Here is a 17,223-nt window from a genome sequence, read left to right on the forward strand (position 1 = left end):
GTCATGAATATATTCTATATAGCTTTAAATACTATCAAGCGGAATTTAAGGGACAAGAAAGCATTACTCAGTTCTATTTTGATGCCTATTCTAATGATTATGATACTTGGAACTGCTCTAAATAGCCGTTTTCAGAGTTCAGAGTTAGATAAACTTGATATATGTTATCTTAATGTTGATAGTGGCACTTTAGGGAAAGAGTTTGAAAGGTTCCTTGAAAATGATGAGATTAAGGAAATACTTAATGTTAAAGTGGTAACTTCAATAGAAGAAGGAGAAAAGTTAGTTAATGATAAAAAAGCAGTTTCTCTTTTAGTTGTGCCACAGGATTATTCGGAAAAATTAGAAGCTGGAAAAGAATCTGCTATTAAAATTTACAATACAAAATATGCTGATTTTAAAAATACAATAGTTGAAAATATAGTGGATGCCTATAATTCTGGTGGAAATACAATAATGGCAATAGCTAAGCTTAATTCAAGTAGCAGCCTTAGTTATACTAGGTACAAGGCAGTAGATGAAAGTATTCTTTCTACTGAAGGAAATTCTCCAAGAGGTATAGATTATTACGCCGTAGCCATGCTTGTTCTAGCAATAATGAGTTCTGCAGGCTTTGCTGGTGATGTGATTTCAGAGGATTATTTTTATGATGTGTCGGTGAGAATCAAGGCAACCCCTATAAAGTCTTATGAAAGGTTAATAGGAAAGATACTAGGTTGTGTGTTTGATATATTTATCAAGGCAGCTATTATCATAGTCTTCAGTAAACTTGTCTATAAAGTAAACTGGGGAAACAACTTTGGAATGATAGCAATTATTGTAATAAGTGCTGCAGTGTTTTCTACTGTATTTGGGATGTTTGTAGCTATGGTTGTGGGTAATGGAAGCAAAGCTTCAGGAATATTAAATATCTTAAACAATGTTTTTACTTTCGGAGCTGGAGGGTATGCGGTGCTTTTGACTAGGGATTTAGGTGAATCAGTATTTATGCATCTTTCTCCAAACTTTTATCCTCAAGCTGCATTGTTCAACGTAATATATTCAAATAAATACAGTGTAAATATTCATTTCTTTAATACTTTTGGATATATAGCAATGCTTTGGGCGGCTGCAGCGTTGTTATTTATAGGTTTTATCACAGTGGAAAGGAGGAGAGTAAGATGACAATCTTCATTACAAATTTAAAAAGGATATTTAAAAGAAGATTAAATAGAGTGATAATATTTGGAGCACCAATAGTTTTTATAATTATTGCTTTTTATTTAGGCACTAATGGAATCAGTGTAAATGTAGGAATTGTAGATAAGGATAATACAGAGTTTACTCAGAGCTTTATAAAAGGGCTTCAAGGAAAAAGTGATGTAGAAATTATGTCCGAGGATATTATGAAAACATCTATTATGAATAAATCCCTAGCCTATGGAATTGTGATAGATAAAGGTTTTACGGAAGATATGTTAAACGGCAAGGATGTGAAGCTTAAAACCTACAGAGTTGACGAGGTAAACATAGCTTCTTCAGTTAAGTTATATATAGAAGATTATATTAGTGCTGCTAAGAATATTTCTAACAGTACAAAAGGAAATAAAGAACTATTCTACTCCTCAATGAAGGACTATGAGAATGGTAAACTTAACACCGAGAAGATTATTATTGGAGATAATGGTGGAGATGGTCAAAAAGAAAAGATTGCGTTAGGACTATTAGGGTATACTATGCTTTTACTTGCAACCTTCTCAACTAATATTATCCTTGAGGACAAGAAAAATAATACCTATATACGTATGTTTGCTTCACCTCTAAAAAACTTAAGCTATATGCTGCAAAATATTTTAAGCTTTTTATTTGTGTTACTTTTACAAGTAGATATTGCTTTTCAATTTATGACAAGGGTATATAAGGTTCAGCTTGGAGCATCAGAAATAAATATGTTTCTTATATTCGCACTTTATGCTGCTAATTGTGTTGCATTATCCCTTGCTATAGGAAGCATTTCAAGAAATATTAAACAGGCTGGGGCTTTAGGAATGCTTGTTACAACTCTAATAGCAATGCTAGGTGGTCTTTTCTGGCCAAAGGAATTTATGCCTGATGTGCTCCTTACAATAGGAAAATTTACGCCAGCATATTGGCTTACAGATGGTATAGATAAAATACTTACTTCTTCCTCAATAACATCTATAGCTATGGAACTGGGAGTACTTTCATTATTCACAATAGTATTTTTCATGATCTCCTCCTGGGGGAAGGTATACTCAGAAAATGTTTAATGAAACTTTATTCTAATAATTGATGTAAGGGTTAGCTTATAGTCAATTGTTGCAGCAAAGCATGATAGACTTAACTGGATTATACAATGGAAAAGATCAGATTTTAGATGAAATAAATTTAGGCATAAATTTACCTCTGTGTTTTAGTTTTCAGCTTGTTTGAAATAAAACATAAGGTGATTTTATGCTTTTTTATAGTTTATAGAAGCCTCTATAACTGCACAGTAGAAAAATGGAAACTAACTATCTGAAACAACTTATACTTAAAAAAAGGCAAATAAGCAAAAAATCAGTTGTTTTCAGTGGTTTGTATAGCATAATTCTTATAAATATTTAACTTTAACAATATTCTTAAGCATATTCATGATTATTTAAATTAGACAAATTCAACATAGATAAGTAAAATAATTACAATGATGTAAGTGGAATGGGATATTGCAGAAGATTTAAAAAGTTTTTATAGATTGAAACTTATACAGATTATATCTCTAGCTATTAAAAAATACTCTATTATATTACAACATTTGCATCTAAATTAGAGCACAAATAAATTTTAAATGATGAAAGGATATTAGAAAAGTATGATTTGTATTGAAAATGTATCAAAGAAATATAAGGATTTTACTGCTGTAGATAAGCTGAATATTGAAATAAAAGATGGAAGTATAGTTGGGCTCATAGGTCCCAATGGTGCAGGAAAGACTACAACAATAAGCATGCTGATTGGAATTATTGACCCATCTGAGGGAAGTATCATAATAAATGGCAGCTCAATAAAAGATAAACCTATGGAGATAAAAAAACAAATTGGCTATGTTTCAGATGATGAAAATAAGTTCTTAAGTTTAAAAGCTATAGAGTATTTAAATTTTGTTGCTGATATGTACAAGGTTTCAGAGGATGAAAGAAGAAAACAAATATTAAGCTTAAGTAAAAGATTTGATATATTAGATCATTTAAATACAAGGATGGACAAGTTTTCTAAGGGAATGAAACAAAAAATAATGATAATAGCATCTTTAATTCATAGCCCTAAGTTTTGGATATTGGATGAACCATTTAATGGGTTAGATCCTCAAACAGCATATGAGCTAAAAATGTTTATGAGAGAGTACGCAAGCAAAGGAAATATAGTACTTCTATCATCTCACATTTTAGAGATTGTAGAAAATCTTTGCGATGAAGTCATTCTAATTAAAAAAGGAAAAAATATCTTTTTTGGAGAACTAAGTGATCTAAAAGATAGATTTAGGAATGGATACACCTTGGAGAAAATCTACATGGAGGTATTTGAAAATGGAGCAGATAATATCTCTAGTAAGAACTAGTATAAGAAGTAAATTAAATATAAATCTTGGAGAAGAAAAAAGAGGAAAGAAAATAATAAATGTAGTAGCTTTTGTGATTTTTTGTATTGCTTGTATGGAGGCTTCATTTGTAAAATCATTCAACATGCTTCATTCAAGTAATAGTGATATATTAGTTTTCAAGCTAATAATTAATGTGGAGTTAATTATTAGTGCTCTATGGATCTTTAAGGAAGTAATTACTACCTTCTATTTAGCAAGTGATTGGAAAGAAATGATGATATATCCTATAAAACCTGGGGAGCTGCTGTTATCTAAGTGTATTCTATGCTGTTTGGCAAACAGTATAATTTCCATATTTGCGTTAGTATTTTTATTTAGCTACGGCTTTTTAGCTCATGTTAGTGCTTATTATTATTTGCATGTAATCTTGTTTCAGATCATTATAACTGCTGTACCTACGGCATATTTTACCTTGATAACCTTGACTATATTCTGGGTTACTGCAGTGATTAGAAACCCTATAAGTAATCATAAAAGCAACAAGTGGTTGCTTGTGATTGACTTAGTGGTAGGAGTGCTTACCTATTTTCTTATAAAAGACGCTATAAACAATCATATCAGTGTAGGAAATCTAATAACATACACCTTTTTGGGATCAAATTTAGATAAACCACTGGGGATAGAGCTTTTAATAACATTATCAATAATTGTTATTGTAGGACTTGCTGTTTACTTTCTTGGCGAAGTTTACTCTACTATTATGAAAGGTGATTTGTTTAATTCAAGAAGGTCTAAAGAAGTGGAGTTAGAATCTAATTTATATGAATTTAAACCTAAAAATATTATTATTTCAAATATAATAAGAGATATTAAGCTGTTAATGAGAATACCAGCACTTAGATTTAATTGCATTACTTTTAATGCTTTCAGTTCGCTATTTAGTGCGATTTTACTAATAGCCTTTAGAAAGCAAATCCTCTCAATTCAACCTATAATTGAGAGGATGATGGCTCTTCTTATAATTTTATGGTTTTTAAGCTTACAAATTGCTAATTTCACAATGATTACATCATTTTCTAGAGAGGGCAGAGCTTTAAATCAATTTAAGGTATATCCAGTAGAAATTAAGGATATTTTACTTTCAAAAATTTCTGTTGGTATATTGAGCAATATTTTTCCATTCGTTAGCACAAACTTACTATTATTTTTAGTATCTCCAAGTCTTATAAGTTTTGTTTTAAATGAAGTTATTTTAATAATATATTTGGTTGGAATTACAATAATTCAGATTGAGTTGGATGTTAGCAGTATGGAGTTAAAGTGGATGGATATTAAGGAGTTAGTAACCATTGAGCGTGTTATAAAAATTGTGAAACCATATTTTATATTAACACTTATACCACTTGTGGTTATTATTCTGGATAGTTTGATACTTCATGGTAAGTGGATGAAATATATACCCACAATTTGCATAGTTTTTGCTATGGTATTTTATTCTCTTCATAGTTTTAGAAAGATAATGATTAAAATGAGGTAGGAGGAATACAGGTACGAGAAGATTATTGGATAAACTTATTTGGCGATAGCAAATGGGAACTATTTAAAAAGTTGTCTTATTATACAATTGGCTTTAAAATAAATACATCAATATAAATAAAAAGAGAGCTTAAAAAGGTGAGGAATATGGGGTACTTAATTAGGATATTAATTTTTGCAGCAGTGATAGGAAAGTTTATAATTCAAGGAAGTGCATCGGCACTTGAGGTTTCACTGTTTCTTTCCATAGCTGCTATCAATATATTTAAGCATAAATACAAGGTAACTTGGCAGATTCTTATAGTAGAAGCTATAGTTATAACTTTTGGATGTTCATACAGTTCTAATTTTACCTTTCTATATTCCCTCATTGCATATGATGCAGGAAGTAAAGATTTTAAGTACTTTGCTTTGCCAATACCATTGCTCGCTATTTATTTTTCAGGAATTAATAGTAGTATTGAAGTTTTAACCCTAATATTTATGGCTTTTATAGTTGGAAATCTTACTTTAAAGTTTAGGGATAATATAAGTTCTTTTAAAGAAACTTATGATAATGAAAGAAGATATAGGTATGAGCTTGAAGCTGCAAAGCACAAACTGTTAAACTCAGCTAAAGAGGCTGCTTATATCGCAGAAATCAGAGAGAGAAATAGGATTGCAAGGGAGATTCATGACACCGTGGGACATAGCCTTGCAGGTATTTTGCTTCAGCTTCAGGTGGTGCAAAAACTTAAAACTAGGGATGAGGAAAAATCTGATAGTCTTCTTCAGGACTCAATCGTACGCTTGTCTGATTCTTTAGATGTTATGAGAAATACAGTTCATAACATTAGGCCAAGCAATCCACTGGGGCTTGAATATATTGAAAGCATTATCAACAATTTCAATTACTGCACAGTGAACTTTAAGCATTCAGGAGATTTCAAAAGTCTTCCGGCAAATGTTCTTGAAACTATAAGTTCAGATATTAAAGAAGCACTAACAAATGCTTATAAGTATTCTAAGGCAACCGCAATAGATATTAAAATTGACGTTATGGATAAGTCTGCAAGAGTATATATAAAAGATAATGGAGAAGGATGTGCAAGCCTTAAAGAGGGCTTTGGTCTAATGGGTATAAGAGAAAGGATCAAAAATCTTGGAGGTACTGTATCCTTCAGAGGAGAAAATGGTTTTATAATACTTTATGTAATTCCACTTGAAAAAGATAAGGGGGAGAATTAAATGAAGGTAATAATAGTTGATGATGATGGCTTAATAAGGGATAGCTTAAAGTTGCTTATAGATCTCGAAACAGACATGGAGGTAATAGGTACAGCAAAAAATGGTATGGAAGCCTTTGAGCTTTGTAAGGCAGAGCAGCCAGACATTGTACTTATGGACATACGTATGCCTGTAATGGATGGAGTTCTCGGAACAAAGCTTATAAAAGAAAGCTTTCAACATATAAAAGTAGTAATGCTTACTACCTTTAAAGATGATGAATATATAAGAGAGGCAATACTTAATGGAGCTGAAGGCTACATACTAAAAAATCAATCTTCAGATAGCATTATTGATAGTCTTAGGACTGTGTTCAAAGGAAATGCAGTGTTTGAAAAAGATATAATTAACTCAATCACAGGTATGCTTAAGGAAGAAAAGAAAAATAAACCTTCAAGCTTTGGTCTGTCTGAAAGAGAGTTTGAGACCTTAGCTTTAATCGCGGAAGGGATGTCCAACAAGGAAATAGCAGAAAAGCTTTTCTTGGGCGAAGGAACAGTGAGAAATTATATAACCAATATTCTAGAAAAACTGAGCCTTAGAGATAGGACTCAATTGGCTATATTTTATTTGAAGAATTTTTAGGGGTAGAGGGATCTATTAGGATACCCACTAATCATGAGGTTTAAAAGTTATTAAAAAATGAATTCTAATTTTGTAGAGGTAAGAGGATGGATAGAAATTATGTAATGACAGAACCAAAAGACTTAGTACGAATCGAGTTAAAAAACGCTGGGTTTGATATAGATAATATCAAAATTCCTAAAAGAGTTTTTTTATTAGCTGATGATATATATGATGCTATGCTTGAGAGAGAATGTGGAACTTATAAGTATCCTTTAGGAGGAAAGCTATATGTATTTAATGATAATCCAGATATTGGGTTTGTAAAAGGAAAAATGTGCTCACCAGGAATAGCTATACAAGCAGAAGATTTAATTGCGGGTGGGGTTAAAGAGTTGATACATGTAGGATTAGCAGGAGGTTTACAACCTAATATAAATATAGGTGAAGTTATTGTTACGGATGGAGCGTATAATGATACTGCTGTTGCAAGACTTTATGGATTTAATCATGATTTTATAGAAACATCTAAAACATTGACGGATGAATTAGAGTGTTTATTGAACAATAGCTTAGTTGAAGTAAAGAGAGGAAAACATTGGACTACTGATGCTGGGTATCGAGAAACATGGGGACAGGTTTTAGATTATCGTTCAAAAGGCGCTTTGTGTGTAGAAATGGAAGGTGTAGGTCTTTTTACAATAGCTAAATATAGGCAATGTAAGTCATCTGCCATTTATATAGTTACAGATATACTTAATGAAAATGGATGGAGTTTAGGATGGAACGGTAATGAAATAAATAAGTCAATAGGTAAGATAATTGATATGATTATAGGTTCTATAAAAATATAAAATCTGATTTATGGAAATAAGTTGTTTTTGAAAAATATAAAGAGCTGTATAAATGCTATTTGATGTAGTGTTTATACAGCTTTTTTATCTTTACATTGAAGAGGGTGCCTTTATTGGTGTTCCGGTTTTCCGTATATTTGAATATTTACAGATGTATGGTATATAATTAGATAAATGTATAAATAAAGAGTGAAATTGAGTTTTTTAGAAGTGGTATATCTATACAAGATATTTATAAGGGGGGGAAATGTATGGAAAAGAGAATTGCAATTGTTACTGGAGCTAGTGGTGGTATTGGGAAAGAATTTACAAAGATATTGATTGAAGAAGAAGTAGACGAAGTCTGGGATGTAGCTAGAAATAAAGAAAAGCTTGCAGCTTTAAAAGGTTAGGACTAAATTAATGATTAATTATAAAGAAATTGATTCATCCATGCTTGAATCTATAAAAGATATCTACAAAAAGGAATCTTGGAATGCATATTTGAAAGATGATGAAAAGTTAATAAGAGCATTTGATAATTCCTTATATACCATGGGGGCCTTTGATGAGCATAAGCTAATTGGCTTTATTAGATGTGTTGGAGATGGAGAACATATTTTGGTGGTACAAGATTTAATTGTTGAACCAGAGTATCAAAAGCATGGGATTGGTACATACCTCTTTAAAACAATAATGGAGAAATACTCAAAGGTAAGAATGTTTATGGTTGTAACAGATATAGAAGACATGGTAGATAATAAGTTTTATCAATCCTTCAAGTTTAAAAAGTTAGAGGATATGAACATGGTAGGATATATTAGATAGAATTTACTAAAAACAATATACAATAATTTAAGGGAACTAGTTAAGGTTCCCTTAATTCATATTTAAACAATATTATGTTGGATAAAAATCACTTCGAAACTCTTTCATAAACCGCATCAGGACCCATTAGCCATCTGACATAAATACGTTTATGTTCTTTATCATTTTTAAATTCACGGATGGAAGTACCTAAGAGTGAATCGATAAGCGTCCTTTTTCTATCTTCATTTATTGCAATACCTATAACTTTACCTACGCTATCAGTATCAGTAAAGTTAAAATCCTTGGCTACATAAACATTATTTTTATAGGTAATTGTTCCGTTGACGTCTATGTATGTAGGCAAAGTAATAAGTCTATAGGTAAGCAAAAGTGGAATAAACAGAACAATTGAACAAATAATGAGTGTTACCTTTTTTCTGAATTTCATTTTTTATCCCCTTATTTCTTTCAGTTCTTAAAATTCTATAATTCGTTTAATTATACAGGATATAACTGCCTGATTGCAATAATTTTACATTTATTATATACTGCTTCTTATACTCTAGGTGACATGGTTTATAAGCTTAATTTAATTTTAATGTAGGCATCTTCTTTGAGAAATATGGTATAATTGTCTTTAAAACTTAAATAATGAAGTTACTGATGCTTAGAGTATTAAGGATATATGATAGTGATTAATAAATATTGAATCAAGAAGGTGTATAGTTATAGCAGGATTTTTCTTTATATGCGATGTAATATACAACTATGTAATAAAATTTCTTGAAGAAGGGATTTCTAAAGGATTAATAATTAATAGAGATATTAGTTTTGCTGATTATTATTCATCTTATATAGTGGAATATATGTCTTAGAGAGAAGGGTGAACTTTGATAAAGTTAAGAAATACTGCCAAAGCCATAATAGTTGAAGATAGTAAAATACTATTTGTAAAATATCTTTCAAAGAGAACTGGAATTATATATTATGTTTTGCCTGGAGGTGGACAAGTAGCTGGAGAAACATATGCAGAGGCGCTAAAAAGAGAATGCCTGGAGGAACTTGGAGCAGAAGTAGAAGTAAGGGACGTTGCACTTGTTAGCGAGTATATTGGGAAAAACCATAAGTTTGCTGACTTGCATTCTGAAATACATAGAATTGAATGTATGTTCTTTTGTGCATTAAAAACACCACTTGATTTATCAAAAGCTACTAATATGGACCCTGATCAGATAGGGATTGAGTGGTTAAAGCACGAAGAGCTTAAGGAGAAGACAGTGTATCCTGAGGCTTTGAAAAGAGTTTTTGATGAACATGGTAATGTTATATCTCCATTATATTTAGGGGATGTGTTTTAAAATGGATATAGCAGTTTTATCTGATATTCATGGCAATTACATTGCATTAGAGCGTTGCCTTGAATATGCATTTTCAAGAAATATTGATACGGTTATATTTCTGGGCGATTATATAGGAGAATTAGCTTACCCAGAAAGGACAATGAAGATAATATATGAAATTAATGAAAGATATAAATGTTATTTTATAAAAGGAAACAAGGAAGATTATTGGCTTAAATATCGTGATGATGGTGAGAAAGGCTGGAAAGACAAAAATTCTGCCAGTGGTTCATTACTATATGCATACAAATCTCTTACTGACAGAGATTTAGATTTTTTTGCTAAGCTAAGGCCAGTAGGGAAAATAAAATTTGGTGAGATGCCAGAAATCACTATTTGCCATGGTTCTCCAGAAAAGATAAATGAAAAAATGTTACCGAATGATAAGAGAACTTTGGAAGTGATTAATAGTGTAAAAACATCAATGATTTTATGTGGACATTCCCATGTACAAAGGAAGATAGTGCACAATGATAAATGTGTACTAAACCCAGGAGCTGTAGGAGTACCTCTTTATAGTGAAGGAAAGACACAGTTTTTGATATTGCATGGAAATGATGGAATATGGTCAGAGGAATTTATAAGTCTAGAGTATGACACTTCTAAAGTAATCAAAGAAATGCATGAAGCTAAGCTCTACGAACGTGCGCCTTTCTGGAGTATGGTAACTGAAAGTATACTTCAAGGAGGTAATATATCTCATAGTAGAGTCTTATCAAGAGCAATGGAGATATGTAGAGAAGAAACCGGTGTTTGTGCTTGGCCGAATATCCCTGAAGAGTATTGGGAGAAGGCCGTGAAAGAATTAATACTGTGAGTGTCAATATTTATTATGAAAATGATTAAACATTAAATAGTTTGGTTAATACATAAATATGTATAGTATATACACAAGAATAAAAGTGAAAGTTCTTACCTTAAATCTAAGGATAAGAGCTTTTTTGCTGTAACGAAAAGTATAAATTTTATATCTAATAAACTTAGATACTTCAATGATCTTAGAAATTCCTTATGTAGATATGTAAAAACACGCTGAGGCAGGTCATTTCAGCAGTTTTTTTATTTTATACAATATAAGATGCAATTGACAAAAATATTAAAAAGTGTTATTGTGTCTATGAAATTAATAGACTGGAGAAGAGAAATGCTGGAGCTTATTCGAAATGCAACTATAGAAGATTATAAAAGAGGCTATCAGTGGGACGCTAAAAAAGCCCAATTCTTTTGCTTAATATGTGAAAGATACATTAATCAAGAAGATGATAATTTAAACGTTCATATGGAAAGTCATGGATCACCTTTAGAAAGACTTTTGATATTGGATAAGAAGTATACTGGGCTTACAGAAATTCAAAAAGAGTTTTTAGATATGGTATCAAATAAATATAATGATAAAGAGATAGCATTGAAGCTTGGTTGTGCAGAATCCACAGTAAGAAATACGAGATTTGCCTTAAGAGAAAGAGCAAGGCAAGCAAGAGCCTTTTTGGCAGTTATGGAATTAGCTGAAGAGGATATGCCTAAAACAGCCATTCCAAGGCTAAGGGTTTTTCCAGTTAGAGAAGAAAAAAGGAAGGCATTACTGCCAAGATTCGCAGATTTGTTTGAGCCAGATAAAGCTTATACAGAAGCAGAAGTGAAAAAAATCATTCAAACAATCTATGAAGATGATGCAACAATACGTAGATACCTAGTAGACTATGGGTATCTAGCAAGGCCAAATGATGGAAGTAAATATTACAAGAATAGTAAGGAGAATATTATGAGCGATATAAATAAAAAAGAAATCAAAGATAATTATAAGCTTCAAGAAGTAGAGATGGGAATAATTCAAATATACAATAAAGTTAACGGATATTCTTTCGTAGATACATGTACAAATCTTTATAAGCCCTTTGAATCGATAAAGTTTCAACTAAACTTAGGTAAGACTAAAAGTAAAGAGCTAAAAGAGGATTGGAAAGAGTACGGAGAAGATGCTTTTGAGTTTAAGGTGGTAGAAAAGCTTAAACCAAAGGAAGGGGCTTCAGAAAAAGAGAAGCTTGAGGAACTAAAAGAACTTCTAAAGCTGTGGGTTGAAGGTGAAGGAGAGAAGTTAAAGTTATATAAATAAATATAGAAATAAACCTATGGTTAAGAACAGTTTTAATATGAAGTGCTACATCCATAATATGAGATTTTTTAAGGGAACTTATTAAAAGTTCCCTTAATGCACATATTTTGAAGAATGGGTACTGATAGTTATACTTATTAACTTTACTAATTGCATATTCTCCTCCAAGCAGTTCCAAAGATTAATGGATTCTTCCTTAGGCACCATAGCTGATTATCGAAGTATTATAATCATAAACAATGAGATACTCTTGATTCCTTGGATGGGTGTCGTCGACATTGCCGACAAAACCTACGCTAAAGTAAAAGGTGGTGAAAAGTAGCTATCTTACCCACTTTAAGCCATTTTATTGAATTGAGTTCATCAACTCAAAGAAATATTTTAACTCTTGGGTTTTATAAAGATTGTACCAGGAATATAGGGTTTGCGGTGAGAATACATCTAGAATTTTCAATATATGCAAAGCAAATTCAAGAGGAGCTATTCCAGAAGCAGTAATCAAATTTCCGTAAGTTACTACAGATTCCTGCTTATAATACATCTCTCCATCATAGTTTGGACAGACCATTTTAAGATACCCAAGGTCATTGCTTGTATGGTTTCGTTTATCCAATACTCCCCCTATAGCAAGTCCTATTGTAGCACCACAAATTGCCCCTACAACAATACCTTCCTCTAAATATTCTTCAGCCATTTTTATAATTGGAGCATGAATTGCTTCTGTCCATGTATTACCACCAGGTAGAATCAAAGCAGCAGTATCTGTAACACTACACTCCTTAAGTTCAATTTCTGGCAATATTTTTAGACCTCCCATTGTAGTAATAGGGGTCTTGGTAATTCCTACGGTTACCACTTTTAGCGGCATTAATCCCTTTTTGTAGTACCTTCCTGAATTGATTTCAGCGGTTAAATAACCTATTTCCCAGTCTGCCATCGTATCAAATACATAAAGATATACTGTATTCTTCATTTTCTATTCCTCCACATTCAGTTTATTGTTGCTATTTGTTACAGGATGGTCTCAAACTCCATCTTGATCTATTATATATTATCTTCACTGACAAACTCAGTCAGTGAAGATAATGGGCCATTAAATCTCTAAGAATAGCTGCCATAGCATCTTTAAAACTATTTGGTTCAAGCACATTTAGTGATTTACCATATTGAAGTAGAATGTGAGGAACATAGGTATGGATTGAGTTTTCATCCATTAAAAAATTAGCTCTGCATTCAGTTCTTTCTATCAGATGATATCCTAAAAACCAATGCGAACAAAGGTCATTCAATGCTTCTGACTTGCCCTCAATTACTAAAGTGCAAAGTCCTACTTTGCTTTCCACATCCGATAATAGGTTTTTTGTAAAAAACTCACGTGCCGAAAAAGCTTCGGGACGCTTAAATATATTTTTAGTGCTTATAATATTTACTATTCTATCTACCCTAAAGCTGCGAATTTCATTCCTAAGATGGCAAAATGCAACAGCATACCATTTATCGTTCCAGTAAAGCATCCCGTAGGGGTCAACAAGCCTATGCTTAGGATGCCCTTCATAACCTGAGCAGTATTCAATTTCCATAGAGCATTCATTAGCAACAGCTTGCTCAATTTCCATTAACATAGGTTTGACAGCTGGATCACAAATACGGCTCACTACTTCAAATCCCACTAAGTGACGATTGAGAACTTTTTCTTGTTCTTGATTTGAGAACATCTTTAACTTTGATGTCGCACTATTTAGTGCTTCCATAAAAGGATACCCTGCCTCTATTGCAAAAGTAGCAGCATGCAAAAGTGATTTTTTCTCTTCAAGATCAAAAAACAGGGGTGTTCGGATAAAATTGTTAAGCAAACTATATCCGCCGTTATGACCGGACTCCGATATTATTGGTACTCCACTAACACACAATGCATCAATATAACGATAAACTGACCTTATGTTTATTTCTAACTTTTCGGATATTTGCTTTGCAGTTATTTTTGTACCTGAATTCAGCATCCATAAAATTGCTAGCATATTATCATTTTTTGGCATAATTCGCCCTACTTCCCTAGATTTTTAATAGTATCATTTATAAATAAATGTAATGTACCTCATTGCCAAGACATATTTTTCTCATATTTAAGTTAGTATCTTTGACACCCTCTGTTTGTTAAAGGGAATCAATGGGGACAGTTCTTTTTCTTTATAATATATAAACTAATACTATAGATGAACCACTTCGAACCGAAATCTATTTTTAAAACTCTCACGGCTTCTGGTGAGAGAATTTAAAAATAATAAATTTTATTACGAAGTGGTTCATCCATAACTATAGTTAAGTTGTCATAACTTACAAATGTTCATTTATTTGATTATATAATATGTAAGTATTGAATTACAAATATTCTACATATGCTATTATTTCATTTATAAGGTTTCTTTATTTTCACACATTTCAAACAGCTATATAGATTTTAGGATGGCATCTTTAATAAGAATAATTGGTTAAATAGACCATATGAGTTATAATATAGGATAATGATGTGTAGATAGATATAAGACCCTAAACAATATATGACACAAACTTTTTTGACATCGGAGCATGTATTGGTTCTCTTGAATACTTTGAAAAAGACTTTGTTGAAAAAGCAATTATTGAAGCCCATCGAATCTTAAAACCTTATGGAAAGTTTGTTCTCGATGTTCCGGATGTTGGAAGTGCTGAGTATCAAATTACGATGCTTATAGAGGAGTATTTAGGCAGAACTGATAGATTTGATATGTCATCTCAAGAATTTGAAGAGGTATTAGCTAATTATTTTCAAATAGAAAAAAAAGAAAAAGTAGGGCCTATGATTCAATATTTCCTGTGTTGCAAAAAATAATGCAGTGAGTTTGATTAAATGAAAGATATGGGGAGTAAGCAAAACTAAAGGGGTCCTGCGTGGGAGCTTAATTTATACTTGTTCGAAAATCACGCACTTACGACTTTTAGCATGTATGAATTATATAATTGAGCTAGAGACCCTATAAAGCATGCTAAGACAATAATTAATATAAAAGAGGGTAATTAAGATGGAATATGAAATTATACATTTACCAAAAGATAAATGGAAGGGAACTTTGATTCCGATTAGGTATACAACAGACAAGTATTATGATGTTAAGGTAAATAAAACGGATGAAGGCTTTGCTATTGATATAGAAAAGAAAGCTTTTAATGAGCCAGTAACTCACACACCGGAAGAATATGATTTTCCAGATAAGTTATACCAAGATCATTGGTTGAATGCTTATGCCTGGGGAGTAGTGATTAATGATGAATTAGTTGCTGCGATTCAAACGGATCAAGAGCTATGGTCTAACCGTCTAAGAATCACAGAACTTTGGGTAGCAGAGAAGTATCAAAAGCAAGGTATAGGACGTGCTTTAATTGAAATGGCAAAGGAGCAAGCAAGAAGAGAACGCCGAAGAGCTATTATACTAGAAACGCAATCTTGTAATGTTAATGCAGTAGATTTTTATCAGCACGAAGGCTTTACTTTGATTGGTATGGATGCTTGCTGCTACAGTAATAATGATCTACAAAGAAAAGAGGTAAGGTTAGAGTTTGGTTGGTTTCCAGAGGAGAAGAAAAGATTAAACCGTGAAGAAGTAGACATTAGAATGGAGACAAAGGATGATTGGTACAATGTAGAGCTCATGACACAGCATGCATTTTGGAACAAACATCATCTTGGATGTGACGAACATTACCTTGTACATAAATTACGAAAAGATAAAGATTATCTTCCAGAGCTAAGTAGAATAGCAGTAAAGGAGGGGGAAGTAATAGGCTGTATAATGTATTCAAAGGCAAAAGTTGTTGATGGTGAAAATACACATGAAATCATAACCTTTGGACCTCTTTGTGTAGAACCTAAATGGCAGGGCTGTGGAGTTGGTGAGCTGCTACTTCGAGAAACTATGAACATAGCTGCAGATAAAGGTTATAAAGGAATCGTAATTTTTGGTGAACCAGAATATTATCCTAGAATTGGCTTTAAAACTTGCGATAATTTTAATATTACAACTGCTGATGGCAAAAATTTTGATGCATTTATGGGATTTGAACTGACAAAGGATAGTATGAAAGACATAAAGGGAAAATTCCACGAATCAGAAGTTTTTGTAAATCTTCCAAAGGAAGAAGTAGAGGAATACAATAAAAGGTTTCCTAAGCTGCAAAAACTAAGATTCCCTGGACAATGGGATTGATACATTTATAAATTTAAGGTCTTCTAAAAAACGGTCAGTAGATTTAAAATAAAATTAATCTACTGACCGTTTTGGTCTAAAGAGTTCCTGTGTCGAAACTTAATTTATACTTGTTCAAAAGTTCAGACTTCTAGGAATATCGGGCACGTATAACTAAATAGTTGAGTTAGGAATCCAATATTAAGGAGAATAATATGAATCAAGCATATTTTCAGTTACCGTTAGATAAACAAAATAATTTAATCAATGATGGATATAAACTATTTGCAATATACCCATATAAGAAAGCTTCGATGATTGCAATTGCTAATGAAGCTGATATCTCAAAATCCTTATTGTTTTATTATTTTAAAAACAAAAAAGAATACTATTTATTTTTATTTGATACTGCTGTTGACTTTATTGATGAATATAAAGAGAAAAGTATTGATAAGGAAATCAAGGACTTTTTTGAGTTAATAAATAAAACTATGGAACGTAGAATGCAAATAATTCACGACTATCCGTATTTGTATAAGTTTATCACAAGAGCATATTACGAAAACTTTGAAGATATAAAGCTTGAGATAGATGAAAAGAAAAGAATAATGCTGCAAACTAAGGAAGAGGAGATATTAAATATTATCGATTATGATAAATTTAAAAATCCAAGTGATGTAAAAATACTGCTTGATATAGTTCTATCTGTTGCAGAAGGATGTATGAGAGGACTGGAGGATTTGGACCTTTGGAAGATACAAGGCAAGGTAAATGAGTTTAAGGTTATGATGAATTCTTTGAAAAAGTATTATTATAAGAAAGAATATTTGATTAAGCTATAGATGAACCACTTCGTAATAAAATTTATTATTTTTAAATTCTCTCACAAGAATCTGTGAGA

General features: G+C 31.8%; 18 protein-coding genes and 1 pseudogene. 16 read left to right on the plus strand and 3 right to left on the minus strand.

Translation table 11 applies throughout. From position 1 onward, the window contains the following. Window positions 1-3: 3 nt before the first annotated feature. The 9 genes from JHL18_RS08765 to JHL18_RS08805 all read left to right on the plus strand — a co-directional run bounded on the left by JHL18_RS08765 (window position 4) and on the right by JHL18_RS08805 (window position 8,607). Window positions 4-1,164, plus strand: coding sequence for an ABC transporter permease (locus JHL18_RS08765; RefSeq protein ID WP_200268246.1), 1,161 nt, complete (start codon window positions 4-6; stop codon window positions 1,162-1,164). Next, a complete protein-coding gene (locus JHL18_RS08770; RefSeq protein ID WP_200268248.1) occupies window positions 1,161-2,270 on the plus strand; it encodes an ABC transporter permease in 1,110 nt (369 codons plus the stop codon). The genes JHL18_RS08765 and JHL18_RS08770 overlap by 4 nt, the downstream gene beginning before the upstream one ends. 581 nt (window positions 2,271-2,851) lie before the next feature. Continuing rightward, window positions 2,852-3,598 carry an ABC transporter ATP-binding protein gene (locus JHL18_RS08775; protein ID WP_200268250.1) on the plus strand — a complete coding sequence of 249 codons (747 nt, stop codon included), beginning with the start codon at window positions 2,852-2,854 and terminating at the stop codon, window positions 3,596-3,598. Beyond that, a complete protein-coding gene (locus JHL18_RS08780) occupies window positions 3,567-5,117 on the plus strand; it encodes a hypothetical protein (protein ID WP_200268252.1) in 1,551 nt (516 codons plus the stop codon). Before JHL18_RS08775 ends, JHL18_RS08780 begins: the two co-directional genes overlap by 32 nt. A gap of 146 nt (window positions 5,118-5,263) precedes the next feature. Further along, the gene (locus JHL18_RS08785; protein WP_200268254.1) at window positions 5,264-6,343 is read left to right on the plus strand and encodes a sensor histidine kinase; all 1,080 of its coding nucleotides are present in this window, start codon (window positions 5,264-5,266) and stop codon (window positions 6,341-6,343) included. Continuing rightward, entirely contained in the window at window positions 6,344-6,967 is a 624-nt protein-coding gene (locus JHL18_RS08790) for a response regulator transcription factor (protein WP_200268255.1), read from the plus strand. An 86-nt stretch (window positions 6,968-7,053) separates the two neighbouring features. Further along, window positions 7,054-7,800: a nucleoside phosphorylase gene (locus tag JHL18_RS08795; RefSeq protein WP_200268256.1), complete on the plus strand. Its 747-nt coding sequence runs from the start codon at window positions 7,054-7,056 to the stop codon at window positions 7,798-7,800. A 251-nt stretch (window positions 7,801-8,051) separates the two neighbouring features. Further along, complete coding sequence (locus JHL18_RS08800) at window positions 8,052-8,192, plus strand: SDR family NAD(P)-dependent oxidoreductase (protein ID WP_200268257.1); 141 nt, start codon at window positions 8,052-8,054, stop codon at window positions 8,190-8,192. Window positions 8,193-8,202: 10 nt separating this feature from the next. Beyond that, window positions 8,203-8,607, plus strand: coding sequence for a GNAT family N-acetyltransferase (locus JHL18_RS08805; RefSeq protein WP_200268258.1), 405 nt, complete (start codon window positions 8,203-8,205; stop codon window positions 8,605-8,607). A gap of 88 nt (window positions 8,608-8,695) precedes the next feature. On the opposite strand, the gene JHL18_RS08810 is transcribed toward JHL18_RS08805, so the two are convergent. Further along, window positions 8,696-9,037: a hypothetical protein gene (locus JHL18_RS08810; protein ID WP_200268259.1), complete on the minus strand. Its 342-nt coding sequence runs from the start codon at window positions 9,035-9,037 to the stop codon at window positions 8,696-8,698. 442 nt (window positions 9,038-9,479) lie between these two features. Between JHL18_RS08810 and JHL18_RS08815 the strand changes: the two genes are divergently transcribed. From JHL18_RS08815 to JHL18_RS08825, 3 genes are all read left to right on the plus strand, one after another. After that, window positions 9,480-9,947, plus strand: a complete 468-nt coding sequence (locus tag JHL18_RS08815; RefSeq protein WP_207752996.1) for an NUDIX domain-containing protein — start codon at window positions 9,480-9,482, stop codon at window positions 9,945-9,947. Between the two features lies 1 nt (window position 9,948). Continuing rightward, complete coding sequence (locus JHL18_RS08820) at window positions 9,949-10,806, plus strand: metallophosphoesterase family protein (RefSeq protein ID WP_200268261.1); 858 nt, start codon at window positions 9,949-9,951, stop codon at window positions 10,804-10,806. A gap of 300 nt (window positions 10,807-11,106) precedes the next feature. Next, on the plus strand, window positions 11,107-12,102 hold the full coding sequence (locus JHL18_RS08825) for a DUF2087 domain-containing protein (protein ID WP_243277846.1): 996 nt from the start codon (window positions 11,107-11,109) through the stop codon (window positions 12,100-12,102). 346 nt (window positions 12,103-12,448) lie between these two features. Here JHL18_RS08825 and JHL18_RS08830 read toward each other — a convergent pair whose 3' ends face one another. Both JHL18_RS08830 and JHL18_RS08835 read right to left on the minus strand, forming a co-directional pair. Beyond that, the gene (locus JHL18_RS08830; protein ID WP_200268263.1) at window positions 12,449-13,075 is read right to left on the minus strand and encodes a type 1 glutamine amidotransferase family protein; all 627 of its coding nucleotides are present in this window, start codon (window positions 13,073-13,075) and stop codon (window positions 12,449-12,451) included. Between the two features lie 100 nt (window positions 13,076-13,175). After that, on the minus strand, window positions 13,176-14,138 hold the full coding sequence (locus JHL18_RS08835) for a helix-turn-helix transcriptional regulator (protein ID WP_200268265.1): 963 nt from the start codon (window positions 14,136-14,138) through the stop codon (window positions 13,176-13,178). Window positions 14,139-14,656: 518 nt separating this feature from the next. Here JHL18_RS08835 and JHL18_RS26570 point away from each other — a divergent pair. The 4 genes and pseudogenes from JHL18_RS26570 to JHL18_RS08855 all read left to right on the plus strand — a co-directional run. Beyond that, window positions 14,657-14,773: pseudogene (locus JHL18_RS26570) on the plus strand (hypothetical protein); the annotation flags it as partial. Window positions 14,774-14,824: 51 nt separating this feature from the next. Then, window positions 14,825-14,971: a hypothetical protein gene (locus tag JHL18_RS08840; protein ID WP_200268267.1), complete on the plus strand. Its 147-nt coding sequence runs from the start codon at window positions 14,825-14,827 to the stop codon at window positions 14,969-14,971. Window positions 14,972-15,161: 190 nt separating this feature from the next. Next, window positions 15,162-16,343: a GNAT family N-acetyltransferase gene (locus tag JHL18_RS25885; protein ID WP_243277836.1), complete on the plus strand. Its 1,182-nt coding sequence runs from the start codon at window positions 15,162-15,164 to the stop codon at window positions 16,341-16,343. Window positions 16,344-16,537: 194 nt separating this feature from the next. Next, on the plus strand, window positions 16,538-17,164 hold the full coding sequence (locus JHL18_RS08855) for a TetR/AcrR family transcriptional regulator (RefSeq protein ID WP_200268269.1): 627 nt from the start codon (window positions 16,538-16,540) through the stop codon (window positions 17,162-17,164). Window positions 17,165-17,223 lie beyond the last annotated feature (59 nt).

This window comes from Clostridium yunnanense, assembly GCF_016595795.1.
Taxonomy (GTDB): domain Bacteria; phylum Bacillota; class Clostridia; order Clostridiales; family Clostridiaceae; genus Clostridium_AR; species Clostridium_AR yunnanense.

Coding starts and splice junctions, on each gene's coding strand:
- JHL18_RS08790 (WP_200268255.1), top strand. CDS start 6,344: ATGAAGGTAATAATAGTTGATGATGATGGCTTAATAAGGGATAGCTTA.
- JHL18_RS25885 (WP_243277836.1), top strand. CDS start 15,162: ATGGAATATGAAATTATACATTTACCAAAAGATAAATGGAAGGGAACT.
- JHL18_RS08810 (WP_200268259.1), bottom strand. CDS start 9,037: ATGAAATTCAGAAAAAAGGTAACACTCATTATTTGTTCAATTGTTCTG.
- JHL18_RS08805 (WP_200268258.1), top strand. CDS start 8,203: ATGATTAATTATAAAGAAATTGATTCATCCATGCTTGAATCTATAAAA.
- JHL18_RS08840 (WP_200268267.1), top strand. CDS start 14,825: ATGCTTATAGAGGAGTATTTAGGCAGAACTGATAGATTTGATATGTCA.
- JHL18_RS08765 (WP_200268246.1), top strand. CDS start 4: ATGAATATATTCTATATAGCTTTAAATACTATCAAGCGGAATTTAAGG.
- JHL18_RS08825 (WP_243277846.1), top strand. CDS start 11,107: ATGAAATTAATAGACTGGAGAAGAGAAATGCTGGAGCTTATTCGAAAT.
- JHL18_RS08795 (WP_200268256.1), top strand. CDS start 7,054: ATGGATAGAAATTATGTAATGACAGAACCAAAAGACTTAGTACGAATC.
- JHL18_RS08800 (WP_200268257.1), top strand. CDS start 8,052: ATGGAAAAGAGAATTGCAATTGTTACTGGAGCTAGTGGTGGTATTGGG.
- JHL18_RS08835 (WP_200268265.1), bottom strand. CDS start 14,138: ATGCCAAAAAATGATAATATGCTAGCAATTTTATGGATGCTGAATTCA.
- JHL18_RS08770 (WP_200268248.1), top strand. CDS start 1,161: ATGACAATCTTCATTACAAATTTAAAAAGGATATTTAAAAGAAGATTA.
- JHL18_RS08775 (WP_200268250.1), top strand. CDS start 2,852: ATGATTTGTATTGAAAATGTATCAAAGAAATATAAGGATTTTACTGCT.
- JHL18_RS08820 (WP_200268261.1), top strand. CDS start 9,949: ATGGATATAGCAGTTTTATCTGATATTCATGGCAATTACATTGCATTA.
- JHL18_RS08780 (WP_200268252.1), top strand. CDS start 3,567: ATGGAGCAGATAATATCTCTAGTAAGAACTAGTATAAGAAGTAAATTA.
- JHL18_RS08830 (WP_200268263.1), bottom strand. CDS start 13,075: ATGAAGAATACAGTATATCTTTATGTATTTGATACGATGGCAGACTGG.
- JHL18_RS08855 (WP_200268269.1), top strand. CDS start 16,538: ATGAATCAAGCATATTTTCAGTTACCGTTAGATAAACAAAATAATTTA.
- JHL18_RS08785 (WP_200268254.1), top strand. CDS start 5,264: ATGGGGTACTTAATTAGGATATTAATTTTTGCAGCAGTGATAGGAAAG.